This window comes from Streptomyces sp. NPDC004788 (assembly GCF_053601115.1).
Genome location: NZ_JBSGBF010000107.1, coordinates 1 through 26,570, shown reverse-complemented (window position 1 = coordinate 26,570; position 26,570 = coordinate 1). Strand labels below are relative to the sequence as shown.

The following is a 26,570-nucleotide window of genomic DNA, read 5'->3' as shown; positions in this document are numbered from 1 at the left end:
GCAGCGAGGAGGTCTCCCCGCTGCCGCCGGGATCGTCGACGGGCGGCGCATGGCTGTGCCGCCGCGCCCACCAGGTGTGGAAGGCGGCGGTGGCGACCAGCGCGATCGCCGAGAACACCAGCAGGTAGGGGCCGTCGGGCCCCTTGGCGATGGTCTTGGCGATCGAGTCGGCCACCACCACGGCGGTGAACATCGCGGCGAGCTCGATGACGTCGTGCCGCCAGTGGTGGCTGCGGCGGGCGTTCTGCACGGTTTTCAGATCGGTCATGAGGTCACTGTGACCCAGCGGTGTTGCGTGATCACGAACGCTTTGTGACTGATGGGTTAATCGCCGATCTGGGCCCTTACTGACCGATTTCGACCGCTTGTGGTGCCGCCTGATCGACACTCTGTCCGAGTGCGGCAAGCAGTCGCCGCGCCTGCACCACCAGCTGCGTCGACCCCGGCCGCGCCGCCGTCTCGGCGAGGCCCGCGACCGCCGCCGTACCGCCGGATCCGCCGCACCGCTCGACGCACTCCGCCGCGACGGCCACGAGCTCCCCGGCCCCGCGCACCGGCTTCGGCGCGGTGAGCAGCGCCGGCAGCAGCTCCACGAGCACCGCCCACACCGTCGCGTACGCCCCGGTCGCCGCCGCCGTACGGACCGCGTCCGCCAGCCGGTTCGGCTTCACCGTCCCCTCGGCGACCAGTTCCGCGAGCCGCGCCCCGAGCAGCACCGGATCCAGCTCGCCCCGGGACGCCAGCACGAGCAGCGCGTCCACGGCCGTCAGCCGGTCCTCCGCGTGCCGGCAGCCGAGCCCGACGGCGAGCGCGAGATGGACGGCGGGACCCACCGGCCCGCCCGCCTCGGCCAGCGCCGTGAGCCCCCAGGCCGCACCCCGCTCCTCCCACTCGGCCCCGCCGAACAGCGACGGCAGCAGCCAGGCCGCGAGGGTCTCCCGGTCGTCCGGCAGCACCCCCGGCCACAGCGGCCGAAGCCCCGACCAGTGGTAGTGGCCGCACCCGCGCGCGATCTCCGTCGGCGACGCGCCCAGCCACGCGAACGCGGGCGGGAAGTCCTCCCGTATCGCCCGCCGCTCCCGCACCGCGAGCACCAGCCGGTCCGCCAGCCACCACCGCCCTGACCGGTGGTCCCCGCCCCGGGTCAGGAAACGCAGCCCGGGCGCGAGCGACTCGTCGGCCGTCAGCCAGTCCGCGAGCCGCGCACCGGCCCGGGTGCCGAGCGCCGTCGCCTCCGCAGCGGCATCGGCCGCCGCCGGATCACCCTTCCGCACCCGCAGCAGCGCCTGGGCCAGGTCGACCGCCATCGGCTCCACTCCGGCGTCCCGGTACTCCCGCAGCCGCGCCACGAGCACCAGCGGATCGATCGCCCCGGTGTGCCAGGTCGGCGTGGCCAGCAGGAACGGCACCCGCGCCGCGGTGGTCAGCATCCACGCCGTCTCCCACATCCGGGTGTCGACCGCCCGCGTCAGCGCCTTGTGCGCGCAGGACGGCGTACCGGCCGGACGCCTGCGGGCGGCGTCGATCGTCTCCGGCCGCGCCGTGCCGAGCAGCGCCGCGAGCACGGTGAGGATCCCCTGCGAACCGTGCGAGACATGGTCCGTGCGCTCCAGCCAGTACGACCCCGAAAACGCCTCCCGCACCGCCGCCGTCAAGGCCCGCCGGTCCCGGTGCGCATGCCGGACGACACCGTCGAGCGCCCGCTCGAAGTCCTCGATCGACTCGTACTGGCGCCGTTCAAGGGCCACCAGCTCCTCCACCAGCTCGGCGACCGTCTCCGCCGCGGGCGCCAGCGGCCGCAGCTCCGGCACCGGCGGCAGCACCTCCTCGTACGGCAGCTCGTCGGCCGCCGCGCCCACCCCGAACAGCTCCACCGCCGCCGCCCGGTGCACCGGGCTCAACAGCTCTGCGGCGCCTGCCAGTTCCGCGCGCACCTGCTCGTCCACCCGCGCCAGATGCCGCCCCACCAGGGCCAGCGCCCGCTCCTGGATCACCGTGTCGTCGTGCCCGAACGCGTCCGTCACCACCGGCAGCAGCTCCGCCGCCGCGTCCGGCTCGCGCCGCAGCACCTTGCCGATCAGCGTCAGCTGCGCCCGCACCAGCTTCTTCTCGGTGCGGAACAGCACCGCACCGGACATCTCCGCCAGCTCCGCCACCGTGAGCCCGCCGTCCAGGGCCAGCTCGGCGAGGACCTTCTGCGCGTACGCGGCCACCGGTGAAGGGGCGTCCGCCACCATGCCGAGCCAGTCCGCGACCCGCCCGCGCCGCTCCTCGTCGGTCGTCCCGAGCAGCTCCAGCAGGGCCAGCGGGAAGCGCAGATCGCGCGGCCGTCCGCCGCGAAGGAGGCGGGACAGACAGCCCTCGACCAGCCTGGCCCGGTCCAGTACGCCCTCGTCGGCGAGCGTCCTGAGGGCGCCCGGCCAGTGCGCGGGCGACTCGGCCCCGTACGACCAGACCAGCTGGCCGGGCGTCTCGGTGAGCTCCAGGACGTACGGCACGAGCACCGGCGTCTGCGGGTCGGCGCGCAGCGTCTCCACCAGCCCCTGGCCGGCCACCGCCCGTGTCCAGCCGAGCAGGTACCCCTCGTTCGTCGGCACCGGGCAGCCCGAGCGGACCACCAGCGCGTGCACCAGGCGGTACTGGTCCTCGGCGACCGCCGGCCGCTCGGCCAGTCGCTGCGCCAGGTCCGCGAGCCACGCGGGCTCCCGGCCGGCGAGCACGGCGAGGACGCCGTCGATCGTGTGCTCGCCCCAGCCGGTCAGATCGCGGGCGCCGATCCAGGCGGCGGCCGCGGCCGCGCCCGTGTGGCAGCCAGCCCCGGCCACCCGCAGCGCGCGCTGCGCCTCCACCTGAGCGTTCCATTGGTCCCAGCCCCAGCCGCGCACCTCCTTGCGGAGCTCCTTCAGCTCCGGAAGCACCGCCTTCCGGGCCGCCGCGTCAAGGCCCGCCAGCAGGTCCGGCACCTCGGCGTGCCTTCCCGCCCGCACCGCGGCCAGCAGCCTCGCCGTCGCCGTCTCCGCCACCGTCGTCGTCTCCGTCGTCATCGCACACCCCCCACGGCCGTCCCGGCCGTCTCGACCTTCGCCCCGCGACGCGCCATCCGCACCGCGAGCGCGTGCTTGCACGGGCCGCGCCGGCCCCGGTAATCCGCCCACCACGCGCACGTACAGCTCAGCCGGCCCTCCGTCGACTCGCGCACCTGATAGCGCCGTTCCCCCGACGCCACCGACGCGAGCTCGCCGTCCAGCGCCACCGCGCCCTCCGCGAGCAGCGCCCGCGCGGCGACCAGGCGCGGATTGTGCCGCTCGGCGCGGTCCGCGTCGTACGGCAGCTCGCGGTGGAAGTAGGCCGCGTCCGCCACGTCGTACCCGACCCGCCCCGCCGTCCCGAGCCGGACCAGTGCCGCCCGCACCCGGTCCACGGTGAGACCCGACTGCGCGGCCAGGTCGGCGAGGTCGATCCGGGGCTCCCAGGCGAGCAGCACCGAGACCAGCTCCGCGTCCTGCGCCGCCTCCTCGGTGGCCAGCGCCTCCAGGACGCCGCCCTCACCGGAGAAACCGCGCGCCGGGTCGGGCGAGAGCGTCAGCGTGAGCCGCATCCCCGGCAGCGCCACCTCCCAGGCGCTCGGCGCGGGCCGCCCGTCCGGCACCGGCCCGTACACCCGCAGCGCCGTCGCGAACCGCAGCACGCGCTCCAGGGCGACCAGCCGGTCCGGCCCCGCGAGGCACACCGCGCCCGCCACCGGCCGGGTCGTCGGCCGCAGCGTCCGCCCCGACTGCACCACCCACAGCGGGCCCCGGCCCCGGGCCTGCGAGCGCGGCAGCGACCGCAGGAACCGCACCGCCTCCGCGCCCGACAGCTCGGCCCGCAGATCGAAGCCGGCCGACGAGACCTGCGCCTCGGCGAAGCCGCGCAGCCAGCGGTCCGGCAGGGGCACCTTCTTCTCCACCACCGGGCCGTCCAGCGTCGTCACCGCCAACTCCTCGGGCCCGACCCGCAGATGCAGCGGATCGTCCCCGGTGAGCCGCGAAAGCGCCTCCCGCAGCGGGTTGTTGACGTCCACGTTCGTCGTCCCGTGCCCGGTCCGCGCACCGTCGAGCCCCGCGCTCAGCACGTCGAGCCGTGCGTACACCCCGCCGCAGCCCGAGAACGACTCGAACCGCAGCCGGTCGCCGTTGCCCGTCACCACCGGGTCGAGCGAACCCGGTCTCATCCGCTGGTGGTAACGGGCCGCGGCCACGTCGGCGACGGCCAGCAGACCGCGCGCGGCCGTCTGCGGCGAGGTGAGGAATCCGGAGAAGAAGCGGGGACGGGCCTCGGCGCCGCGCGGCGTGAGACCCCCGGCCGTCTCCAGGCCGAGCAGCCGCCCGGAGCCCACGGGCTCCAGGGCGGACGGGCGTGCGTAGGCGAGCGCCTGTACGGATCGCGTCATGCGAACGACCGTAGGGCCCGGCACTGACAATCGGCCCTGACACAGGCTCTGGCCTGCGGAAACGGGGGTGGGGGGCCAGGACATGAGGAGCCGTCAGGCGCCCCGAACCGGGCCCCCTTCACGCACCGGCGATGGCCCGCAGCGCGTCGAGATGCCGCCGGTACACCGTGCGTCCCCGCTCCGTCAGGGCCAGCCAGGTCCGGACCCGGCGGCCCACCCGGCCCTTGTCCACGGACACGAGGCCGGCCTCCTCCAGCGCCGTGACCTGCTTGGACAGAGCGGAGTCGGTGACCTCCACCAGATCGCGCACGAAACCGAACTCGGCCTTGTCCAGCGGCGCGAGGGCCGCGACGACCGAGAGCCGCACCGGGGAGGTGAGCAGCGGCTCCAGGTCGTGCCGCGGATGTGCGCCAGGGCGGTCGCCGCCCCGGTTGTCCGTCGTCCCGCTCATGCCCGCGCACGCCGTTCGAGGAGCGCCGCGACGGCCACCGGAGCCACGCAGGCGGCCGTGGCGGCCACGGCGAAGGGCACGCTGTCCCGCATCAGCGACGTGCCCAGCGCCATCGAGGTCGTGAACATGGCGGCCCAGGCGGCGAGCGTGAGGCTGTGCCGCAGTTCGAAGCGCCGCCGAACCGCCCGCTGGCGGGACGCGTACACGCTGAGCGCGATGACGATCGCGACGTACAGCGCCATGGTGACCGCGAACGCGGCCGGTTCGTGCCACAGCAGCACCGTGGGCACGAAGAACAGCTGTACGCCGCCGAAGGCCAGCAGGTAGCGCAGATACCAGCCGCCGCCCTGGCGCCGGGCGGAGCTCTCCATCCGGGCGGTGCGGCCCAGCACCTCGGCGGCTTCGGAGTATTCGGACATGACAATCCCCCTTGTCTTGACTGCAAGTACTTTCCACTATGGCAAGTAAGTGCAGACAAGGCAACTATGGGATGCGCGAAAGGACTTACTGCCCCACGCGACCCGGCTGGAGCGTCTTGCTGAACAGCACCAGACCGCCCTCGGCGCGCAGCCGGACCGTCAGTTCCCCGCTGTCGCCGTCGATGTCGACCTCGCCGAAGTACTGCGGGGTCTCCATCGGCGACAGGTTGGCCCGCTCGGGCGCCCGCAGGAAGACCCGCTCCGGGCCGAAGGTGTCGTCCAGCCGGTTCGCGGGGAAGCCGCCGGCCGCCAGCGGACCGGACACGAACTCCCAGAACGGCTCGAAGTCCTGGAACACCGCGCGCTCCGGCGCGTAGTGCTGCGCCGAGGTGTGGTGGACGTCCGCCGTGAGCCACAGCGTGCCGGTGACACGCCGGTGCTTGATGAACCGCAGCAGCTCGGCGATCTGCAGCTCACGGCCGAGCGGCGCCCCCGGGTCGCCCTGCGCCACCGCCTCGAAGTCCACGGCGCCGTCGGTGACGACGAGCCCGAGCGGCAGGTCCGCCGCGATCACCTTCCACACCGCGCGCGACCGGCTCAGCTCCCGCTTCAGCCACTCCAGCTGCTCCGCGCCCAGGATGCCGACGGTGTCGTCGGACTGCCGGTCCGGCGAGTTGGCGTTCCGGTACGTGCGCATGTCCAGCACGAACACGTCGAGCAGCGGACCGCGGCGCACCACCCGGTGCACCCTGCCCTCCGACCGGGTCGCGCCCGCACGCGCGTGCAGCGTGGAGACCGGGAAGTACTCGGCGAAGGCGCGCGAGGCGTGCGCCGCGAGGACGTCGACGTCCTTCTCGGTGTAGCGGGCGTCGTCCAGGATCTGGCCCGGGTACCAGTTGTTGCGGACCTCGTGGTCGTCCCACTGCACGATCGACGGCACCTGCGCGTTGAAGGCGCGCACGTTGTGGTCGAGCAGGTTGTAGCGGAAGTTGCCGCGGTACTCGTCGAGGGTCTCGGCCACCTTCGACTTCTCCGGCGTGGTGAGGTTCCGCCAGATCCGGCCGTCGGGCAGCGTCACGCTGGGCTGGATGACGCCGTCCGCGTAGATGGTGTCGCCGCTGCACAGGAAGAAGTCCGGGTCGAGCCGGCGCATCTCCTCGTACGCGCGGAAGCCGCCGATGTCCGGGTTGATGCCCCAGCCCTGACCCGCGATGTCGCCCGACCACAGGAACCGCACCCCGTCCCGGCGCCGCTCCGGCGCCGTGCGGAAGGTGCCGAGGACCGGCTCGCCGGTACGGCGCGGGTCGTCCGGGTCGGCCAGCGTCACCCGGTAGTGGATCTGCTCCCCGGGCGGCAGGTCGCGCAGCGCCGTGGTCCCCGTGAAGTCCGTGCCGGGCCCGAGCAGCGGGCCGTAGTGGCGGCGCACCCGCCGGAACGACTCACCGGCCGAGGTCTCCACGACCATCCGGGCCGGCCGGTCCGCGCGGACCCAGACCAGACCCGAGTGCGCGGTGACGTCGCCCGTCTGCACGCCCCAGGCGGCCGACGGGCGCCCCGACAGCGCGAACGACGGGCTCGCGAACGCGCCGCAGCCGGCGGTCAGGGCGGCCGCCGAGGCGGCGAGCGATCCGCGCAGGACCGTACGACGGGCGGGGGCCGGGCCGGATGCGGGCTGGGACATCGAGCGCCTCCAAGGGGTGGGCGGAGCGGTACCGTTGCGGCCTGGGGCCGTCACCCGTACGGGAGACGGCCCCGAGGGTCGCGCCCCATGCCTAGCGCCCGGGAACGGCGCCCAGCCGAACCCCGTGTGAACAACCGCCCGGAATCTGCGCCCCGTTGAACGCCGTCCCGTTGAACGCCGTCCCGGCGCGCTCAGCCGCGCTCAGCCGCGCTCCTCCGCCTCGTACGCTCCCGCCACCAGCCCCACGCCCCGCGCGATCTCCGCCGGCGGCAGATGCGCGTAACCGAGCACCAGCCGCACCGCGTCGTCGTCCGGCCGCTCCGTGCCGTACTCCTCAAGGGGCCGCAGCGCCACACCCGCCGCCCCCGCCAGGGAGAGGAAACGCTCGGTCGGGCCGTACTCCGGCGGCACGCGCGCGATGATGTGCAGGCCCGCGGCGATGCCGCTCACCGCCGTGCCCGGGAAGTACCGTTCGAGCGCCGTGAGCAGGGCGTCCCGGCGCTCCCGGTAGGCGCGCTGGCAGCGGCGCAGCTGCCGGTCGTATCCGCCGCCCGACACGAACCGGGCGAGCACCGCCTGGTCGAGGGCCGGATTCCCGAGGTCCATCGTGCGCTTGCGCTCGGCGATCTCGTCGAGCAGCGCGCCCGGCAGCAGCATCCAGCCGAGCCGCAGCCCCGGTGCGAGCGACTTGCTCACCGAACCGGCGTACGCGACCCGCTCCGGGTCGAGCCCCTGGAGCGCGCCCACCGGTGCCCGGTCGTAGCGGAAGTCCCCGTCGTAGTCGTCCTCCAGGACGTAGCCGTCCACCTGCCGCGCCCAGTCGAGCAGTCCGGCTCGCCGCCGCGCCGAGTAGGCGATGCCGGACGGGAAGTGGTGGGACGGCGTCACCACCACCGCCCGCACCCCGGACGCGGCCAGCGGCCCCGGCACCAGGCCCTCCTCGTCCACCGGCAGCCACACGGTGTCCAGGCCGGTCGCCGCGAACAGCTTGCCGTGCTCGGGGCTGCCCGGGTCCTCGACGCCCACCGCGCGGTGGCCGCGCGCCCGCAGCGCGAGGCCGAGCAGCGTCGCGGCCTGCGCCACGCCCGAGCACACCACCAGGCGCTCGGGATCGGCCACCACCCCGCGCCGGCGCGCGAGCAGCGCGGCGAGCGCGCCCCGCAGCTCCGGCAGCCCGCGTGGATCCGGGTAGCCGAGCTGCCGGTGCGCGAGTTCGGCCAGGACCGCCCGCTGGGCGGCGCCCCACGCGGAGCGCGGGAACAGCGACAGGTCGGGCGTCCCGGGGCGGAAGTCCACCCGCACGCCGGCGCCCGGCGCACGCGGCGCCAGATCCCGTACGCCGGGCGCCGCGGCGCGCGCCGCTCCGCCGACCCAGGTGCCCGAGCCCCGTGCGCCGCGCAGATATCCCTCGGCGGTCAACTGCTCGTACGCCTCCGTCACCAGGCCCCGTGACACCCCGAGGTCGGCGGCGAGCTCCCGGCTCGACGGCAGCCGCGTCCCCGGTGCGAGGCGGCCGGTCCGTACCGCGTCCCGCAACGCCTCCTGCAGCGACCGGCCCCGCTGCCGTGCCGGTGCCGCCACGGCGGGCAGCAACAGCTCCCAGGCCGGCTGCGGGCTTCCGTTACCGGCTGAAGTGGTCCCCGATGACGTCATGGAAGTGGACCTTAAAACGGACAGCGCCCTTTCCTAGCGTCAAGGCCATGCACACGAACACCCTGCGCGGCGCACTCCTCGTGACCGTCGCCTACGCCCTCGTCGGGGCCTCCTTCACCGCCAACAGCCTGCTCGGCTCCTATCCGTACGCGGGCGGCCAGGCGCTGCGCTACGCCGCGGCCTGTCTGCTCCTGCTGCCCCTCCTCCTGTTGCGCCCGCTGGGCGGGCACCGGGGCGCGCTCGCACCGCTGCGCGCCCTGACCTTCCGTCAGTGGCTCCGTGTCGCGCTGCTCGCGGCCGTCGGCATGGTCGGCTTCAATCTGGCCGTCCTCGCCGCGGAGCGCACCGCCGAACCCGCCGTGCCCGGTGTCCTGGTGGGCTGCGCGCCGGTCGTGGTCGCCGTCCTGGTGCCGCTGACGGACGGGCGCAGGCCGACCCGGGCGGTGCTGTGCGGGGCGGTCGTGGTCGCCGCCGGCGCCTTCGTGGTGCAGGGCTGGGGGCGTACGGATCTCGTGGGGCTCGGCTGGTCGGTGGCCGCGCTCGCGGGCGAGGTCGGGTTCACCGTGCTGGCGGTGCCGGTGCTGCGGCCGCTCGGACCGAAGCTGCTGACCGCGGTGGTGTGCGCGGTGGCCGCCGTGGAGGCGATGGCGCTCGGTCTCCTCGCCGACGGGACGGCCGCGCTGCGGATGCCGACGCTCGTGGAGACGGGCGCGCTCGTGTGGCAGGCGGCGCTCGCGACCGTCGTCGGCTTCGTCCTCTTCTACATGGGCGTGCAGCGGATCGGTATGGAGAGGGCGACTCTCTATACCGGCGCGATTCCGGTGGCCGCCGCCCTGACCGCCGCGGCCGTGTCCCACGGCTCCTTCGGGCTGCCGCAGGCCGCCGGCAGCCTCCTGGTGGGGGCCGGCGCGGCTCTGGGCACCGGCCTGTTCGGCCGCCCGAAGCCGACGTCAGACGGTGCTGCCGTCGAGGATCACCCGGGCCACCAGGGCGGGGTCGTCGTTCATGGGGACGTGACCGCAGCCCGGCAGCCGGACCAGTCGCGCACCCGGGATGGTCTGCTTGGCGCGGACGCCCTGACGGCGCAGCAGCAGCCGGTCGCGGCTGCCCCAGGCGACGGTGACGGGCACGGCGGGGACGTCGTCGGTGAACACCACGGCCCGGCCGGCCGCGAGGGTCTGGTGGAAGCCGCTCGCCTGCCGCAGGGCCAGCGTCTCGGCGACCGTGGCCTCGGGTGAACGGCGGCCGGGGCGGGCGTAGATGGTGCTGGTGAGGGCGGTGCGGCCGGCCGCGCTGCGGGAGAGCCGTTCGATCAGCGGGACCGGCAGCGCGAGCGCGGCGCCGCGCATGGCCCGCAGCGTCGTGAACGCGTACCGCCGCTCGCTCTCCGACCAGAAGCCGGCGGGCGAGAGCGCGGTCACCGAGCGCACCAGCTTCTCCCGGCCGAGCGCCAGGGCGAGCAGTCCGCCGAGCGAGTTGCCCGCCACGTGCGGCCGGTCGATCCCGAGGGCCGCGCAGAACGCGCCGAGCAGCGGCACCACGCCGGCCAGGTCGTACGCCAGCGGCTCGGGCAGTGCCGGGGAGGCGCCGAAGCCCGGCAGGTCGACGGCGACGACGTCGCGCCCGGCCGCCAGGATGTCGAGCACCGGCTCCCACGCCTGCCAGTGGTGCCCGATCCCGTGGAGCAGCAGCAGGGGCTCGCCGGCGCCCCGCCGCTCGTACGCGACGGTGACCGTGCGCGGCCCCGCGGGCGACTCCACGGCGAACGAGATCTGTGCGGACATGGCTGCTCCCTGTCGTACCGTCACCCTTTTGAGACGTCCCGTCAGCAAGAATTACCCGCGAGTAGAGTCGAGTTCAAGACCTCGCGCGTCCCACTCGGCCCGAACTGGACAGGCGCGGGCGCGTCCGCTGGGATGGGGGAGTGCCGACCGAGATGATCACCGACCCGACCGACGTGTTCGAGGCCCACCGTCCGATGCTCATCGGCGTCGCCTACCGCATGCTCGGCCGCGCCGCCGACGCCGAGGACGTCGTGCAGGAGGCATGGCTGCGCTGGTCCGCGGAGGACCGCGGGGAGGTCCGCGAACCCCGCGCCTTCCTCGTCCGGATCACCACCCGGCTCGCCATCGACCGGCTCCGCCAGGCCCAGTCCCGCCGGGAGTCCTACGTCGGCCCCTGGCTTCCCGAGCCGATCGTCACCGACTTCGGCCCCGCCGTGCCGGACACCGCCGAACGGGCCCTGCTCGCCGACACCGTCTCGCTCGCCCTCCTCGTCGTCCTCGAAGCCCTCTCGCCGCTCGAACGCGCCGTCTTCGTCCTGCGCGAAGCCTTCGGCTTCCCCTTCGCCGAGATCGCCGCCACCCTCGACCGCAGCGAGGCCGCCGTACGCCAGCTGGCCGGCCGTGCCCGCAGGCACGTCGACGAGGGCCGGCCCCGCTACGACGTGGATCCCGTCCAGCGGCGCGACCTCACCGAACGGTTCCTCGCCGCCGCCTCGGGCGGCGACCTGGACGGGCTGCTCGCGCTGCTCGCACCGGACGCCCGGCTCGTCGGCGACGCCGGCGGCAAGGCCAAGACCCCGCGGCGGATCATCGAGAGCGCCGACAAGATCGGCCGCTTCCTGGTCGCCATCGCCCAGGGCCCGGCGGAAGGCACCTCCCTCCGCTTCGCGGAGGTCAACGGCGGCCCGGCGCTGGTCACCCTGGTCGACGGCACGGTCGACGCCGTCTTCCAGATCGACATCCGCGACGGACTCATCGCCTGCGTCTACATCCTGCGCAACCCCGACAAGGTCCAGGGCCTCACCCTCGACTGAGCGCGGACCTCACCGCATCGGGAACGAACGCCCCGCCCGGAACCGTACGAAACGGTCCAGGCGGGGCGTTCTGCTACGCAGACCGCACAACGACGCGAACGTCCTGTGAACGATCAAGACCAGACGGTCACATTCCGGGGCTCCCGACGCAGGATTGGTCTTGACCAAGGGTGGGCGGCGCCCTATCGTCGCAGAGTTAGTGCAGGAACCTTTAATAAACAAGGGCGCGGAAAACGCCGCGGGACACGGCGAATGTGCGGAGGATGAGGGTGGGGACCACGCAGCTGGAGACGGTGCCGGAGCCGAAGTACTGGCACCTCAAGACCGTGATCGGCGAAGCCCTCGACTCGGACTTCGCGGTTGGCGAGATCCTGCCCAACGAGCGCGAACTGGCCGCCCGTTTCGGCGTCGCCCGCGCCACCCTCCGGCAGGCCCTGGAGCAACTGGAGCTGGAGGGCCGCCTGCAGCGCCGTCGCGGCGTCGGCACCACCGTCGCCCCGCCGCGCGTCGGCGTCGACGTCTCCACCACCCAGCACGCCTGGCCCGGCGTCGGCGAGGAGACCTGGCAGTCCATGGACGCGGGCACCGACACGGCCCCCGCCGCCGTCGCCCGCCTGCTCGAGCTCCAGTCCGGCGAGCGCGTGCACATCGTGCGCCGGCTCCGCATCACCGAGGGCCAGCCGGTCGCCGCCGAACTCCTCTACGTGCCCACCGAGTCGGTGCCCGGCCTCGCCGCCGCCGACACGACCGGCGGCCCGGCCCGCGCCCGCACCGTGCTGGACGAACTCCAGCGGCTCAGCCTCGACGGCCAGGACCGCTCCGTCGAACTCGGCTCCGCCCGCGCCGACGACGCCAGGGAACTGGACCGGCTGCCCGGCTCCCCGGTCCTCGTCGTCACCACCCGCTACCTGTCGGAGGGCCGCACCGCCGCGGTCTCCGTCGCCACCTACCGCGCGGACACCTGCAAGCTCACCTTCGGCGACTCCGGCGACCTGGCCATGGCCTCCTGAGGCCGCGGTCCCTGCCCTGAGCGACGAGACGTACGACAACGGCCCCGGGCACGCGCGCCCGGGGCCGTTGTCGTACGTCACGCTCCCTCAGCGGCGGGCCGTCACCGTGCCGTCGACCGCGAACAGCTGCTCCTCCACGTGGTCGAGCGCGAGCCGCAGCGCGCCCGTGGCCACCGCCGCCTCGCCCAGCATGGAGAGCACCACCCGCGGCGGCCGCAGACAGAACCGGTCCAGCTCCTCGCGCAGCGGCTGCAGCACGCCGTCGAGGCCCGCCGCCCAGCCGCCGATCACCACCAGCTCCGGATCGAGCGCCAGGACCAGCGCGGCGACGTCGTGCACCAGACGCTGGATGAACCGTTCCACCGCGGCCTGGGCCCGCGCGTCGCCCTGCCTGGCCAGCGCGAAGACCTCCGCGACCGCCTGCTCGTCCAGCGGGTGCAGCGGCTCGTCCGTCGTCGACAGCAGATGTTCCGGCGTGACGCCGCGGCCGAGCAGGTGCAGCGCGCCGATCTCGCCGGCGGCCCCGCCGTAACCGCGGTGCAGCCGCCCGCCGATCAGCGAACCGGCGCCCGGGCTCAGCCCCGCCAGCACGAACACGATGTCGTCGGAGTCCGTCGCCGCGCCCTTCCAGTGCTCGGCGACCGCCGCCGCGTTGGCGTCGTTCTCCACGATCACCGGGCAGCGGAAGGAGCGGCGCAGCCGCTCGCCGAGCGCCAGACCCGTCCAGCCCGGCAGCGCCGTGCCCAGGCGTACCGTTCCGTCGGCCTCCACGATGCCCGGCGTGCCGACGCCGACCGCCCGCAGGTTCGACCGGGGCACCCCGGTCCTGCGCAGCACGTCGGCCACCACCGCGCGGACCCGGTCGAGCCGCTCGTCCTCGGGGGCCGTGTCCGCGACCTCGCGGGAACCGGCGCCGATGATCCGCCCGTCCAGGCCGGAGATCAGCGCGGCCACCCGGTGCGGACCGATCTCGATCCCGAGCAGATGCCCGGCCTCCGCCCGGAAGCGGAACCTCCGCGCCGGCCGGCCCTGCCGCCGGGTCTCGCCCTCCTCGGGCGCCGCCTCGACGACCAGACCGCCCTCGATCAGGCCCTCTGTCACACCCTCGACCGTCGGCCGGGACAGACCCGTGATCCGGGTCAGGTCCGTGAGCGTGAGCGCGTCGGAGCTCCGCAGCGCATGGAGTACCACCGCGGAGTTGATCCGCCGGAGTAGCGACGGGTCTCCGCCGGTCAGCCGCCCCACCGTGTGTCCTCCCAGCTCGTGCGCGTCTTTGGCCGGATGTTACTCAATGGAAGAGGGGGCGGCGAGCGCCGCCCACGGGCCGGTCCCGGGCCCGTCGGCCGACGGGGACTGACGGTCCGCCAACTGTCAGTGGGGCGCGCTTTACTGGCTCCATGGACAGGACACAGCACCTCGCGGCGATCGACGAGCTGGTGGACCGGGCCTTCCCGGAGCGCGCCGAGCGCTCCGGGTTCCGCGACAGCGGCCCGGGGCACCACGTCGTCGCGCTCGCCACGAGCGAGGAGTTCTGGGAGGACGACGGCACCCGCTCGTTAGCCGTCGAGGAGCAGTACGAAGCGGAGCGGGACGGCCTCTCGACGCTGCTCGCCGCCCGCTGGGGTCCGCCGCAGGTCTTCAGCCTGTGGTCCGTCCTCGGCCGGAGCATGTCCGGCGAGGACATACCCGAGCCGTGGGCCGACCTGAGCAACCACACACCCGACCTGCACCTGTGGCGGGCCCGCGGGCGATGGATCGGTCTCGGGCTGTCCCAGTGGGACAAGGAGCTGCCCTTCCAGCTCCTTGCCCTCGTCACCACGGTCGACCCGCCGTGACGGAGGAACGCGGCGACCAGGGCGCGAATCGAGTCGTGATCACCGGGTGGTCCTGGTGAGGTCTTTGATCGTGGAGCCGACGTGAGCCGACCGCTGCACTGATGTCCGGGCGGGGACCCATGGGACATGGCCCGGCACCCGGCTCAGGCTCCGGGGAGGACACGTCGCGTCTCGTAGGCCCACATCGCGATCTCGACCCGGTTGCGGGCGCCGAGTTTGGCCATCAGGCTGGCCAGGTGCGTCTTCACCGTGCTGAGACTGATGTGCAGTGCATCGGCGATCTCGGTGTTGGTCAGCCCGCGAGCGACGGCGAGGAGCACCTGCTCCTCGCGGGCGGTGACGGGGGAGACCGGCTGGGCCACGGGCCGGCCGGCGGGCAGGTCCGCGAATGTCTGGAGCAGACGGACGGTGACGCTGGGCGCGATGAGCGCCTCACCGTCGGACGCCGACCGCACGGCCTGCGCCAGAAGGTCCGGCCCCGTGTCCTTGAGGAGGAACCCGCGGGCGCCGGCACGCAGTGAGCCGTAGACGTACTCGTCGAGGTCGAACGTGGTGATGACGACCACGGCCAGCGGGTCGGCGACGCCCGGGCCGGCGACGAGCCGGGTGGCCTCGAGCCCGTCGAGTACGGGCATGCGGATGTCGAAGAGGCAGACGTCGGGGCGCAGTTCGCGGGCCAGACGCACCGCTTCGCGTCCGTCGGCGGCCTCGCCGACCACCTCGATGCCGGGCTGGGCGTTCAGCATGATCCGCAAGCCGGTGCGGATGATCGTCTGGTCGTCAGCGACGAGGACGCGAATGGACACCGCTCTCGCTCCTCGCTCTCGGCAGTTCGGCTTCGACATGCCAGCCCCGGTCGGTACCCGGGCCGGCTCGTAGTGTGCCGCCGAGCAGGGTCGCGCGCTCGCGCAGTCCGGTAAGTCCGTATCCGTCGCGACCCCGGCCGGTGCGCCGGCCGTTGTCGCGCACGCTCACCCGTACCGTGTGCCGTTCCGCGGCGACCCGAACGACGAGGTCGGTCGCGTCGACCGCATGGCGCAGCGCGTTGGTCACCGACTCCTGCACGATCCGGTAGACGGCCGCGTCCACGGCCGGGGGCAGCGCGTCCAGTTCGCCGTCGAGCCCCAGGTCGACCCTGAGGCGACCACCGGGGGTGCGCACCAGGCGCTCCAGGTCCGCGACTCCGGCAGGGGGCGCCAGCTCGGCGCCGACCCCCCGGTCGCGCAGCGCGGCGACCATGGCGCGCATTTCCTCCAGCGTGCGCGCCCCTTCCTCCTCGACCCCCTCCAGCGCCTCGACGGCGGCGGACGCGTCGGTGCCCGCGAGCACCCGGCCCGCCTGGGCGATGATCACCATGGCCGACACGTGGTGGGCCACCGTGTCGTGCAGTTCCCGGGCGAGCTGCTCGCGCTCACGGGAGCGCACCTGCTCCAACTGCCGCTCGCGAGCGGTCACCCAGAACCGCACGGCAGCCCCGACCACGCCGGGCAGCAACAGGAAGAGGAAGCCCACGACCTTCTCGACGACCGGGGTCCCGTCCGCGACGACACACAGCGCGCCGACCACGAGGATCACCGCGCCGCCCAGCACGATCTCGCGTCCCGATCCCCACCGGGGCAGCGCGTACACCAGCACGAGCACGACCGCGCCGGTGTACAGGCCGACGGGCTCGCGCGGCGCGGCGACGAGCGAGGCCACCGGAAGCAGGACCACCGAGCCGAACGCCAGCGTCACCATGGCCAGCGGGCGGGTCCGGCGCCACAGGAGCAGCAGACACAGCCATACGGCGAACATCACCGCCACCGGCCGCCACACGACGTTCTCGCGCAGGGCGGCCTCCAGCGCCACACCGGCAAGGCCCCCGGCGAGCAGCGCCCAGTCCCGCCACACCCGGGCGGGCGCGTCGGGCGGCCGCGGTTCGGTCCACAGCGTTCGCAGGTCGTCTCGGAGCACGGTTCTCAGCCTAGGGACCGCGGCGTGCCGCGCATCGGCCGAAAGGACGGGTCGTCACTCCGCCCCGGGGCCGACGGATCCGCGGCCCGCGGGCCGATGCCGCGGCGCGCCGTGGCGACGAGCCTCGGCATCGGCGGCCGTACAAGGACGGCCGACGAGGTGGTTGGAGGACCCGATGCTCTCGAAAGCCCTGTTGCGCCTGGGCGCAAGCGCCGCCCGCCATCCCTGGCGGGTGATCGCGGCATGGCTGATCGCCGCCACGCTCGCCGTCCTCGCCGCCGTCGCCTTCGGCGGGCGGACCGCGGACTCGATGACCGCTCCCGGACTGGACTCCCGACGGGCCGCGGAACTGATCGAGCGGGCAGGCACCGGCCAGGAGGGGATGACCGCCCAAGTGGTCGTCACTTCCCTCGACGACGGTGCGACGTTCTTCGACGACGACGGCGCGCGCACCGCTCTCACGCGGCTGCGGGCCGAGGTGAAGCGGCTGCCGCACGTGCTCGGCACGAGCGACCCGGCGGGGGAGCTCGACGCGGGTCGGGACACCGCCGTGCGCGGCGGCCTCGTCTCGGCCGACGGGCGGATCGCGGTCGTCCGGGTGCAGTACCCCGACCAGAGCCGGCTGTCGGCCGAAGACCTCGACGCCCTCGTCGATCTCGGCGACCGGCTGCGCGCCGAGCTGCCGCTGCGCATCGAGATGGGCGGGAACCTCTTCTACGCCTTCTCCGACCCCGACGGCGGCGCGAGCGAGCTGATCGGACTCCTCGCCGCGGCCGCGATCCTGTTCCTGGCGTTCGGTTCGCTCGTCGCCGCCGCGCTGCCGATCGGCATGGCGGTCTTCGGGCTGACCGTCGGGGTCGCCACGATGACGGTACTGGTGGGGGTGACGGACGTCCCGACCTTCGCGCCTGTCCTGGGCAGCATGGTCGGGCTCGGAGTGGGCATCGACTACGCGCTGTTCGTGCTCGCCAGGCACCGGGAGTACCTCGCGCGCGGACTCGATCCCCGCGAGGCGGCGGGGCGAGCGGTGGCCACGGCGGGGCGGCCGGTGGTCTTCGCCGGCGGCACCGTCGTCGTGTCGATCCTCGGCCTGGCGGTCGCGAACGTGCCGTTCATGACGGTGGGCGGGGTCGCCGTCTCGATCGTCGTCCTGACGATGGTGCTCGCGTCGGTGACGCTGCTGCCGGCCTTCCTCGGCGCCGCCGGCCCACGCCTGGCCCGGGCCGGCCGGATCGGCCGGGCTCTGCAGACCAGGAAGCCGGGCCGACTCGCACGGCGGCGGGACCCGGCGGCAGACGCCGGCCGCGCCACCGGGTGGCGCCGCTGGATCGGGCACGTCGGCCGGCACCCGGTGCCGTACGCGGTCGGCGCGGCGGGGCTGCTGCTGACCGCGACGCTGCCCGTGCTCGGCCTGCGCGTCGGCCTGCCCGACGACGGCTCACTGCCTCGCAGCCGTACCGAGCGCCGGGCCTACGACCTCGTCGCCGAGGGGTTCGGCCCGGGCACCAACGGTCCCCTCGTCATCGCCGCGGACCCCACCGGTGATCCGGGCGTGCTGGACCGACTCGTCGCAGGGGTCGCGGCGGATCCGGGCATCGCATCCGTCGCGCCGACGCACATCGACCGGGCCACCGGCATCGCGACCCTCGTGGTGTTCCCGACCACCAGCCCGCAGGACAGGGCAACGACCGACACCATCGCCCGGCTGCGCACCGAGGTGCTGCCCACGGCGATCGGGCACGGCCCGGCCAGGGCCCACGTCGGCGGCGCCGCCGCGAGCCTGTCGGATGTGGGCCGACGCACCAGCCAACGCCTGCCGGCGTTCGTCGCCGCCGTGCTGGCGATGTCGTTCCTGCTGCTGATGCTGGTCTTCCGCTCGGTGCTCGTCCCGCTCAAGGCGGTACTGCTGAATCTGCTGAGCATCGGCGCGTCCTACGGCATCATGGTCGCGGTCTTCCAATGGGGCTGGGGAGGCGCACTCATCGGGCTGGAAGCGACGGTTCCGATCGTGTCGTTCATCCCGATGTTCCTCTTCGCCATCCTGTTCGGCCTGTCGATGGACTACGAGGTGTTCCTTCTCTCCCGCGTACGCGAGGAGTACCTGCGCACCGGAAACAACCGCACGGCGATCGTCGAGGGCGTCTCGCGCACCGCCCGGATCATCACCTCGGCCGCCCTCATCATGGTGGCGGTCTTCCTGTCCTTCGCCGTCGCCGAGGACCCCTCCAGCAAGATGTTCGGGCTGGGCCTGGCCACCGCGATCTTCATCGACGCCACGGTCGTACGCATGGTGCTGGTACCGGCGACCATGACCCTCCTCGGCCGGACCAACTGGTGGCTGCCGATTTGGCTGGACCGGATGCTTCCCCGCGGCCCGGTCGGAACCGACGACACCGACGACACCGACGACACCGACGCGGAACCGTTCGTCACACCTGGCCCGTACGCCGGTCCGGCAGCCCCGCCGCCTCCCGCAGCCGCGTGAACTCCTCGGCCATCGTCTCGGCCGTCCAGTGCGCGTTCAGTCCGCTCGGATTGGGCAGCGCCCAGATCCGGGTCGTGCCGTGCGGTCCGTCGATCGTCCGCTCCTGCGGCCCGACCGCGGCGCGCTTCTCGCCGAAGGCCGTGCGGTACGCGGTGACCCCGACGACCGCCAGCCAGCGCGGGCCGAGCCGCGCCACCTTCTCGGCGAGGATCCGCCCGCCCTCCCGGTACTCCTCGGCGGTCAGCTCGTCCGCCCGTGCGGTCGGCCGCGCCACCACGTTGGTGATGCCGAGGCCGTACGCCAGGAGCTCCTCCTGCTCGGCGGGGCGCAGTTGCCGCGGGGTGAGGCCGGACAGGTGCAGCACCGGCCAGAACCGATTGCCGGGGCGGGCGAAGTGGTGGCCCGTCGCCGCGCTCATCAGCCCCGGGTTGATCCCGCACAGGAGCACGGAGAGGCCGCCCGCGGCCACGTCGGGGACGACGCGGTCGCGGGCGGCCTCCAGCTCCTGCTTGGTGAACCGGGGAGTCCCGGTCAGAGGATCGCTCCGGGGGTGTAGCCGGCGGCCTCCGGGTTCGCCTTCACGATCTCCTCGATCCGGGAGACCACGGCGGCGACCTGGTCGGCGGCGGCGCCCGTGAAGGAGAGCTTGTCGGCCATCAGCTCGTCGAGCTGGGCGCGGTCCAGCGGGATCCGCTCGTCGGCGGCCAGCTTGTCGAGCAGCTCGTTGCGCTCGACGCCCTGCTCGCGCATGGCGAGGGCGGAGGCCACGGCGTTCTCCTTGATGGCCTCGTGGGCGACCTCGCGGCCCACGCCGGCGCGCACCGAGGCCATGAGGACCTTGGTCGTGGCGAGGAACGGCAGGTAGCGGTCCAGCTCGCGGGCGACGACGGCCGGAAAGGCGCCGAACTCGTCGAGCACGGTCAGGAAGGTCTCCAGGAGGCCGTCGAGCGCGAAGAACGCGTCCGGGAGGGCCACGCGGCGCACCACGGAGCAGGAGACGTCGCCCTCGTTCCACTGGTCGCCCGACAGCTCGCCGGTCATCGACGCGTAGCCGCGCAGGATGACCATGAGGCCGTTGACGCGCTCGCAGGAGCGGGTGTTCATCTTGTGCGGCATCGCGGAGGAGCCGACCTGGCCGGGCTTGAAGCCCTCGGTGACCAGCTCGTGGCCGGCCATCAGGCGGATCGTCTTGGCGATCGACGACGGGGCGGCGGCCAGCTGCACCAGGGCGGTGACCACGTCGTAGTCGAGCGAGCGCGGGTAGACCTGGCCGACCGAGGTGAAGGCGTGCGCGAAGCCGAGGTGCGCGGCGATCCGCTGCTCCAGGTCGGCCAGCTTGCCGGCGTCGCCGCCGAGCAGGTCCAGCATGTCCTGGGCCGTGCCGACCGGGCCCTTGATGCCGCGCAGCGGGTAGCGGCCGAGCAGCTCCTCCAGGCGTCCGTACGCCACGAGCAGCTCGTCGGCGGCGGTCGCGAAGCGCTTGCCGAGGGTGGTGGCCTGGGCGGCCACGTTGTGCGAGCGGCCGGCCATGACCAGCTCGCCGTACTCGGCGGACAGCTTGCCGAGGCGGGCGAGGACGGCGACCGTGCGGTCGCGCATGAGCTCCAGGGAGAGCCGGATCTGCAGCTGCTCGACGTTCTCGGTGAGGTCGCGGGACGTCATGCCCTTGTGGACGTGCTCGTGGCCGGCGAGGGCGTTGAACTCCTCGATCCGGGCCTTCACGTCGTGCCGGGTGACCTTCTCGCGCTCGGCGATCGACGCCAGGTCGACGTCGTCGAGCACGCGCTCGTAGTCGGCGAGCGCCGCGTCCGGCACCTCGATCCCGAGGTCCTTCTGGGCACGCAGCACGGCGAGCCACAGCCGGCGCTCCAGCTTCACCTTCTGCTCGGGGGACCAGAGGACGGCGAGCTCCGCGGAGGCGTAGCGGCCGGCCAGGACGTTGGGGATGCGGGGCTTCGCAGTCACAGCTGTCACGTGTCCTGATTCTACTGGCGATTTCTGCAGGCCAGCGCCGCGGTCCGGGCTGGAGCTTGCTACGAGACGGGCGTCACGTCGACGCCACGGGACCGGCCGGGCCGGTCAGGCCGGTCGGGCCGGTCGGGCCGGCCGGGCGGACCGGGCGGAATCGGCCGGGGTGCCGCGTCGGGCGCGCGCCCGGCGGGCCGTCAGACCGCCGGGCCCTCGTACGGCAGCAGCTCCGGGCGCTTCGGCGGGCGTCCGTCGCCCGAGGAGCGGCCGGTGAGCCGGCGGCCGATCCATGGTCCCAGATGCTGCTTCGCGAAGCGGGCGTCGGCCACCCGCCGGTCCAGCCAGCCCGCGCGCTCCGACGGGGGGAGCGGGGAGCGCCAGTCGTCCTCGGCCGGCAGGCCCAGGGTCTGCCACACGGCCTCGGCCACCCGCCGGTGCCCCTCACCGGTCAGATGCAGCCGGTCCACGTCCCACATGCGCGGGTCGCCGAGCGCGGGAGCGCCGTACAGGTCGACGACCAGCGCGCCGTGCCGGGCGGCGAGCTCGTCCACGTACGCGAAGAGCTCCTCCATGCGGGGCCGGAAACGGTCCAGGACCGGGCCGTTGCGGCCGGGGCTGCGCATCAGGACCAGCTGCCCGCAGGCGGGGGTGAGCCGCTCGACGGCCTCGCCGAGCAGACCGCGCACCCGGCCCATGTCGCACTTGGGGCGCAGGGTGTCGTTGAGCCCGCCGACGAGCGTGACGACGTCGGCCTTCATGGCCGCCGCCGTCTCCACCTGCTCGTCGACGATCTGGCCGATGAGCTTGCCGCGCACGGCGAGGTTGGCGTACCGGAAGCCGGGCGTGCGAGCGGCGAGCCGCCCGGCGAGCAGGTCGGCCCAGCCCCCGTAGGAACCGTCGGGCTTCAGGTCCGACATGCCCTCGGTGAAGCTGTCGCCCACGGCGACCAGACTGGTGTAGGTGGCATTCATCTCCATGGCCCAGCGATCGTACCGCGCGGTATGGACGGGGCGCGGGCCGCTGCCCGAGCGGCCGGCGGGGAACGCGCTCGGGGACGCCGAACCGCCCGAAGCACGCCGAAGGGCCCGGGATCTCTCCCGGGCCCTTCGCCCAGCGGTCTTGCGGGGCGCGGCGGCCTTACGGGGCGGAGGGCCGGCCCACCAGCTCCCGCAGCACGTCCTCCATCGTCACCAGGCCGGTGAGCCTGCCGTCCTCGTCCCCGTCGGTGACGGCGGCGAGATGGGTGCGGCTGCGCCGCATCGCCGTCAGGACGTCGTCCAGCGGGGTCGCCGCCCGCACCCGGGCGATCGGCCGCATCGCCGACACCGGGAACGGCTGGTCGCGCGGGGTGACGTCCAGGGCGTCCTTCACGTGCAGGTAGCCGAGGATCCGGCGGCCCTCGTCGACGACCGGGAAGCGGGAGAACCCGGACCGCGCGGCGAGCGCCTCCAGCTCCTCCGGGGTCGTGCCCACCTGAGCGTGCACGACCTTCTCCACCGGCATCACGACGTCCCGCACCGGGCGGCGGCCCAGCTCCAGGGCGTCGTGCAGCCGCTCGGCGGCCCGGTCGTCGAGCAGTCCGGCGTCACCGGCGTCGGTGACCATCCGGGCCAGCTCGTCGTCCGAGAAGGTGGCCGCGACCTCGCCCTTCACCTCGACCCGCAGCAGCTTCAGGATCCCGTTGGCGAAGGCGTTCACCGCGAAGATCACCGGGCGCAGCGCCCGCGCCAGCGTCACCAGCGGCGGGCCGAGCACCAGCGCGGTCCTGCTCGGCTCGGCGAGGGCGATGTTCTTCGGGACCATCTCGCCGAGCAGCATGTGCAGATACGTGGCGACGGTCAGGGCGATCACGAACGAGACCGGGTGCACCAGGCTCTCCGACACGCCGACGGCGTCGAAGACCGGTTCGAGCAGGTGCGCGATGGCCGGCTCGGCCACGATGCCGAGCACCAGGGTGCACAGCGTGATGCCGAGCTGGGCGGCCGCGAGCATCGCCGAGACGTGTTCGAGGCCCCAGACGACACTGCGGGCCCGCCGGTTGCCGGCGTCCGCGAGCGGTTCGATCTGGCTGCGGCGCACGGAGATCAGGGCGAACTCGGCGCCGACGAAGAAGGCGTTGACGACGAGGGTCAGCAGACCGACGAGGAGCTGGATGACGGTCATCGGCCGGCCTCCTCGTCCGGGTCGCCGGTGTGGCGGAGCGGGGCGTGCAGCAGCACCCGGGCCGCCCGCCGCCCGGACGCGTCCACGACGTCGAGCCGCCACCCGGCCAGCTCCACGCTGTCGCCGTTGGCCGGGATCCGGCCGAGTTCGGTGGCGAGCACGCCCGCCAGGGTCTCGTACGGGCCCTCCGGCAGCCGCAGGCCGATGGCCGCCAGCTGGTCGGTCCGGGCCGCGCCGTCCGCCGACCACAGCGTGCGGCCGTCGGCGTCCTCGCCCGCCGGGGCGAGGTCGGGCGTCTCGTGCGGGTCGTGCTCGTCGCGCACCTCGCCGACGACCTCCTCGACGATGTCCTCCAGGGTGACGACGCCGGCCGTGCCGCCGTACTCGTCGATGACGACGGCCATGGTCTGCCGGCCGGACAGCCGGTCGAGCAGCTTGTCCACGGTGAGGCTCTCGGGCACGAGCAGCGGCTCGCGCAGCACGTCGCCGACCGGGCGGCGGTGGCGTTCCCCGGCCGGTATCGCGAGCACGTCCTTGATGTGCGCGATGCCGACGACCGTGTCCAGGTTGCCGCGGTAGACGGGGAAGCGGCTCAGGCCGGTGGCGCGGGTCGCGTTGGCGACGTCCTCGGCGGTGGCGTGCACCTCGAGGGCGGTGAGCTGGACGCGCGGGGTCATCACGTTCTCCGCGGTCAGCCCGGCCAGGTTGAGGGTGCGCACGAACAGCTCGGCGGTGTCGGCCTCCAGGGCGCCCTCCTTGGCGGAGTGGCGGGCCAGGGCGACCAGCTCCTGCGGGGAACGGGCGGAGGCCAGCTCCTCGGTGGGCTCCAGGCCGAGCCGGCGCACGGACCGGTTGGCGGTGTTGTTGAGATGGCTGATCAGCGGCTTGAACGCGGCGGTGAAGATCCGCTGCGGGGTGCCCACCACCTTGGCGACGGCGAGCGGCGAGGAGATCGCCCAGTTCTTGGGGACCAGCTCGCCGACGACCATCAGGACGATCGTCGACAGCGCGGTGCCGAGGACCAGGGCCACCGAGGAGGCGACCGACTCGGACAGGCCGAGGTCCTCGATCGGGCCGCGGATCAGCTTCGAGATCGAGGGCTCGGAGAGCATGCCGACGACCAGATTGGTGACGGTGATGCCGAGCTGGGCGCCGGAGAGCTGGAGGGTGAGCGACCTGACGGCCTTCAGGGCGCCGGTGGCGCCCCGCTCACCGCGCTCGGCGGCGGCTTCGAGCTCGCCGCGCTCGACGGTCGTCAGCGAGAACTCGGCCGCGACGAACGCACCGCAGGCGAGGGCGAGGAGCAGCGCCACGACGAGCAGCAGTACCTCGGTCATCGGCCCTTCACCTCCGTCCCTCGACGAGTCCCATGATCAGTCAGGGGAGGGAGGACCGCGCGATGTCGGCCGGTGGTACGGCTACTGGGAGGCTCGCCCATGGGCGGACGCTCACACCTTTCGGTAGGGGGATCGGCTCTGCCCCTCCATGGTAAAGGATCGGCAAAGCGCTCAGGCGGTGGGGGCCGGCAGCGGCTTCACCCAGCGCGTCCACTGCTCCTCGGGACCGTACGCCGCCGCCCGCCACGCCGCCTGCCCGAGCTCGTTCCGGTCGAGCACCATCGCGTCCGCGCGCCGGCCCCCGAGCCGTACGAATCGCTCCTCGGCGGCCGCGAGCAGCGCGCCGCCGATGCCGCGACGGCGATGGTCCGGACGGACGGCGAGCCGGTAGAGATGGCAGCGCCAGCCGTCGAAGCCGGCGATCACCGTGCCGACCAGCTCGCCGCCGCGCTCCGCGAGCAGCAGGGCCTCCGGGTCGCGGTCGACGAGCCGGGCCACCCCGGCCCGGTCGTCGCTGATGCTCGTGCCCTCGGCCGCGGCCTGCCAGAAGGCGAGCACGGCGTCGATGTCGGCCGCGACCGCGGCCCGTATCCGAAGATCGTCCATGGCGGCCATCCCACTACCGGCCGGCCGTGCCTGTCGACCGTGTTTCGCCTGGCGGAACGCGCTACGCGCCGCGCAGCTCCGCGATCACCGGGCCGAACGCCTCCATCGAGTGGTCGAGGACGGTGAAGTACGAGATGCCGAGCCGCTCGCGCAGGTCGAGCAGCCGGTCGGCGATCTCCCGGACCGTGCCGGCCGCCAGGATCGGCAGGTCCAGGACCTGCTCCTCGGTGAGGTACGGGACGTGCGGGAGGAACTCGGCGGCCGCCGCGGCCCGGTCCTCGGTCACCACGACCCGCTGGATCAGCAGATTGCGCTCCGCGGGCGTCTCCCGCCCGGTCTCCTTCTCGAAGCCCGCGTACGCCTCGACGCGCGCCGCCAGCTCCTCGGCCGTGAGGACGGTGGGTGTGTCGCCGTCGAAGCGGCCGCCCGAGAAAGCCATCACGGCGGCGTGCCGGGCCGCGAGCCGCAGCACCCGGTTGCCGTTCCCGCCGATCAGCAGCGGCACGTGCGCCGGCTCGCCGGTCAACGCCTCGACGGTGCGGGCGAGATGGTCGACCCGCTCGCGCGGCGGCAGGAACGGGATGCCCGCCTGCTCGTGCTCCGCCGGCACATAGCCCGTACCGAGCCCGAGTTCGAGCCGGCCGTCGGTCAGGGCGGCCGTCGTCGCCACCTCACGGGCCAGCAACGACGGGTTCCAGAAACCAGCGTTGAGCACGAACGTGCCCACCCGGGTGCGGGTGGTGGCCTGCGCCGCCGCCACCAGGGAGGGGAACGGGGCGGGCATGCCGAGGTGGTCGGGGACCAGGATCAGGTCGTAACCGAGCTCCTCCGCGCGGGCGCAGCGAGCCCGCCACTCGCTTCCCGTGCCGGCCTGCTCCAGCATGTTGACGGCGAATCGGAACGGTAACACCACGGTGCGACCCCCTCGTTGACGATGTCTGCCACCTGAAACTACCCGGTGAACCTACCCGGTCACGAAGCAGAACTCGTTGCCCTCGGGATCGTGCATGACCTGGAACGATCCCTGTTCGTCCGTCACGATCCCGCCCGAGCGCCGCGCCCCCCACGCGAGTGCCTCGGCCGCCGCCGCGTCCGGGTCGGCCACCTCCACGTCCAGATGGAGGCGGTTCTTCACGGCCTTGCCCTCCGGCACCTGCTGGAACGCGAGCCGCACGAACCCGGGCGGATCCACGTACGACCACTCCGGGCTCCGGTCGACCGGCGTCCCGCCGAGGAGCGCCGCCCAGAACCGCACGAGGGCGGCCGGGGTGGCGCAGTCGAAGACGATCTCCTGAACACGAGCGCGCATGGCGCCAGCGTACGAGTACGGGAGCGGTCAGGCTTCCCAGGTGCCGCCGAACGCCGGCGCCAGCCAGGTCGGCGCGGCCGCCCGGAACGCCTCCGGAGCCAGCGCGCCCGCCCCCTCCGGGACGAGGCCGAGCAGCGGCGCGCCCGCCACCTCCGGCAGGTCGGTCAGATTGCACCGCTCCGCGAGCCCCGGCTCCGCCGGCCAGCTGCCGACGACCACACCGAGCAGCTCGATCCCGCGGGCCCGCAGCGCCTCCGCCGTCAGTTCGGTGATGTTCAGTGTCCCCAGCGCGGCCTGCGCGACGACCAGGACCGGCGCGCCGAGCAGCGCCGCCGCGTCGGCGAGCGTGCCGCCCTCCTCGTCGAACCGCACGAGGAGCCCGCCCGCGCCCTCGACGAGGACCAGGTCGTGCTCCTCGGCCAGCTTCCGCGCCGCGTCGGCCACCTCGGC

Annotated in this window: 23 protein-coding genes and 1 pseudogene; 4 read left to right on the top strand and 20 right to left on the bottom strand. The window is 73.9% G+C overall.

Annotated features, from left to right (window positions below; all coding sequences use genetic code 11):
- The 8 genes and pseudogenes from ACWEJX_RS32245 to ACWEJX_RS32210 form a co-directional block, all read right to left on the bottom strand.
- Window positions 1-268 (bottom strand): annotated as a pseudogene (locus tag ACWEJX_RS32245) (GNAT family N-acetyltransferase); the annotation flags it as partial.
- Between the two features lie 76 nt (window positions 269-344).
- On the bottom strand, window positions 345-3,044 hold the full coding sequence (locus ACWEJX_RS32240) for a DUF7824 domain-containing protein (RefSeq protein ID WP_451610963.1): 2,700 nt from the start codon (window positions 3,042-3,044) through the stop codon (window positions 345-347).
- A complete protein-coding gene (locus tag ACWEJX_RS32235) occupies window positions 3,041-4,432 on the bottom strand; it encodes an SWIM zinc finger family protein (protein ID WP_451610962.1) in 1,392 nt (463 codons plus the stop codon). The genes ACWEJX_RS32240 and ACWEJX_RS32235 overlap by 4 nt, the downstream gene beginning before the upstream one ends.
- 118 nt (window positions 4,433-4,550) lie before the next feature.
- Window positions 4,551-4,883: a winged helix-turn-helix domain-containing protein gene (locus tag ACWEJX_RS32230; protein WP_451610961.1), complete on the bottom strand. Its 333-nt coding sequence runs from the start codon at window positions 4,881-4,883 to the stop codon at window positions 4,551-4,553.
- Window positions 4,880-5,302 (bottom strand): hypothetical protein, encoded by a 423-nt coding sequence (locus ACWEJX_RS32225; RefSeq protein ID WP_451610960.1) that lies wholly within the window; start codon window positions 5,300-5,302, stop codon window positions 4,880-4,882. The genes ACWEJX_RS32230 and ACWEJX_RS32225 overlap by 4 nt, the downstream gene beginning before the upstream one ends.
- A gap of 85 nt (window positions 5,303-5,387) precedes the next feature.
- Entirely contained in the window at window positions 5,388-6,983 is a 1,596-nt protein-coding gene (locus ACWEJX_RS32220; protein ID WP_451610959.1) for an alkaline phosphatase D family protein, read from the bottom strand.
- A gap of 201 nt (window positions 6,984-7,184) precedes the next feature.
- Entirely contained in the window at window positions 7,185-8,636 is a 1,452-nt protein-coding gene (gene pdxR / locus ACWEJX_RS32215) for a MocR-like pyridoxine biosynthesis transcription factor PdxR (protein ID WP_451610958.1), read from the bottom strand.
- A 950-nt stretch (window positions 8,637-9,586) separates the two neighbouring features.
- On the bottom strand, window positions 9,587-10,420 hold the full coding sequence (locus tag ACWEJX_RS32210; RefSeq protein ID WP_451610957.1) for an alpha/beta fold hydrolase: 834 nt from the start codon (window positions 10,418-10,420) through the stop codon (window positions 9,587-9,589).
- A 152-nt stretch (window positions 10,421-10,572) separates the two neighbouring features.
- Between ACWEJX_RS32210 and sigJ the strand changes: the two genes are divergently transcribed.
- Together sigJ and ACWEJX_RS32200 are read left to right on the top strand one after the other, a co-directional pair.
- Window positions 10,573-11,454: an RNA polymerase sigma factor SigJ gene (sigJ, locus tag ACWEJX_RS32205; RefSeq protein ID WP_451610956.1), complete on the top strand. Its 882-nt coding sequence runs from the start codon at window positions 10,573-10,575 to the stop codon at window positions 11,452-11,454.
- A gap of 269 nt (window positions 11,455-11,723) precedes the next feature.
- A complete protein-coding gene (locus tag ACWEJX_RS32200) occupies window positions 11,724-12,464 on the top strand; it encodes a GntR family transcriptional regulator (RefSeq protein ID WP_451610955.1) in 741 nt (246 codons plus the stop codon).
- 87 nt (window positions 12,465-12,551) lie between these two features.
- On the opposite strand, the gene ACWEJX_RS32195 is transcribed toward ACWEJX_RS32200, so the two are convergent.
- Complete coding sequence (locus ACWEJX_RS32195; RefSeq protein WP_451610954.1) at window positions 12,552-13,709, bottom strand: ROK family transcriptional regulator; 1,158 nt, start codon at window positions 13,707-13,709, stop codon at window positions 12,552-12,554.
- A 152-nt stretch (window positions 13,710-13,861) separates the two neighbouring features.
- Here ACWEJX_RS32195 and ACWEJX_RS32190 point away from each other — a divergent pair, with 152 nt between their 5' ends.
- Window positions 13,862-14,299, top strand: a complete 438-nt coding sequence (locus ACWEJX_RS32190) for a hypothetical protein (protein ID WP_451610953.1) — start codon at window positions 13,862-13,864, stop codon at window positions 14,297-14,299.
- A gap of 143 nt (window positions 14,300-14,442) precedes the next feature.
- On the opposite strand, the gene ACWEJX_RS32185 is transcribed toward ACWEJX_RS32190, so the two are convergent.
- Window positions 14,443-15,105: a response regulator gene (locus tag ACWEJX_RS32185; RefSeq protein WP_451610952.1), complete on the bottom strand. Its 663-nt coding sequence runs from the start codon at window positions 15,103-15,105 to the stop codon at window positions 14,443-14,445.
- Window positions 15,080-16,252, bottom strand: a complete 1,173-nt coding sequence (locus tag ACWEJX_RS32180) for a sensor histidine kinase (protein ID WP_451610951.1) — start codon at window positions 16,250-16,252, stop codon at window positions 15,080-15,082. The genes ACWEJX_RS32185 and ACWEJX_RS32180 overlap by 26 nt, the downstream gene beginning before the upstream one ends.
- Window positions 16,253-16,427: 175 nt before the next feature.
- Between ACWEJX_RS32180 and ACWEJX_RS32175 the strand changes: the two genes are divergently transcribed.
- On the top strand, window positions 16,428-18,737 hold the full coding sequence (locus ACWEJX_RS32175) for an MMPL family transporter (protein WP_451610950.1): 2,310 nt from the start codon (window positions 16,428-16,430) through the stop codon (window positions 18,735-18,737).
- On the opposite strand, the gene mug is transcribed toward ACWEJX_RS32175, so the two are convergent.
- From mug to bioD, 9 genes are all read right to left on the bottom strand, one after another.
- Window positions 18,682-19,206 carry a G/U mismatch-specific DNA glycosylase gene (mug, locus tag ACWEJX_RS32170; RefSeq protein ID WP_451610949.1) on the bottom strand — a complete coding sequence of 175 codons (525 nt, stop codon included), beginning with the start codon at window positions 19,204-19,206 and terminating at the stop codon, window positions 18,682-18,684. The two genes, ACWEJX_RS32175 and mug, sit on opposite strands and share 56 nt — an antisense overlap.
- Window positions 19,207-19,268: 62 nt before the next feature.
- Window positions 19,269-20,711, bottom strand: a complete 1,443-nt coding sequence (gene purB / locus ACWEJX_RS32165) for an adenylosuccinate lyase (protein WP_403789270.1) — start codon at window positions 20,709-20,711, stop codon at window positions 19,269-19,271.
- 191 nt (window positions 20,712-20,902) lie between these two features.
- Window positions 20,903-21,682 (bottom strand): SGNH/GDSL hydrolase family protein, encoded by a 780-nt coding sequence (locus tag ACWEJX_RS32160; protein WP_451610948.1) that lies wholly within the window; start codon window positions 21,680-21,682, stop codon window positions 20,903-20,905.
- A gap of 160 nt (window positions 21,683-21,842) precedes the next feature.
- Window positions 21,843-22,868 (bottom strand): hemolysin family protein, encoded by a 1,026-nt coding sequence (locus ACWEJX_RS32155; protein WP_451610947.1) that lies wholly within the window; start codon window positions 22,866-22,868, stop codon window positions 21,843-21,845.
- On the bottom strand, window positions 22,865-24,205 hold the full coding sequence (locus ACWEJX_RS32150; protein WP_451610946.1) for a hemolysin family protein: 1,341 nt from the start codon (window positions 24,203-24,205) through the stop codon (window positions 22,865-22,867). Before ACWEJX_RS32150 ends, ACWEJX_RS32155 begins: the two co-directional genes overlap by 4 nt.
- 171 nt (window positions 24,206-24,376) lie before the next feature.
- On the bottom strand, window positions 24,377-24,811 hold the full coding sequence (locus ACWEJX_RS32145; protein ID WP_451610945.1) for a GNAT family N-acetyltransferase: 435 nt from the start codon (window positions 24,809-24,811) through the stop codon (window positions 24,377-24,379).
- 61 nt (window positions 24,812-24,872) lie between these two features.
- On the bottom strand, window positions 24,873-25,724 hold the full coding sequence (locus tag ACWEJX_RS32140) for a TIGR03621 family F420-dependent LLM class oxidoreductase (protein ID WP_451610944.1): 852 nt from the start codon (window positions 25,722-25,724) through the stop codon (window positions 24,873-24,875).
- Window positions 25,725-25,775: 51 nt separating this feature from the next.
- Complete coding sequence (locus ACWEJX_RS32135) at window positions 25,776-26,120, bottom strand: VOC family protein (RefSeq protein ID WP_451610943.1); 345 nt, start codon at window positions 26,118-26,120, stop codon at window positions 25,776-25,778.
- Window positions 26,121-26,147: 27 nt separating this feature from the next.
- Window positions 26,148-26,570, bottom strand: a 423-nt coding sequence (gene bioD, locus ACWEJX_RS32130; protein WP_451610942.1) for an ATP-dependent dethiobiotin synthetase BioD, incomplete at its 5' end; no start/stop codon positions are given.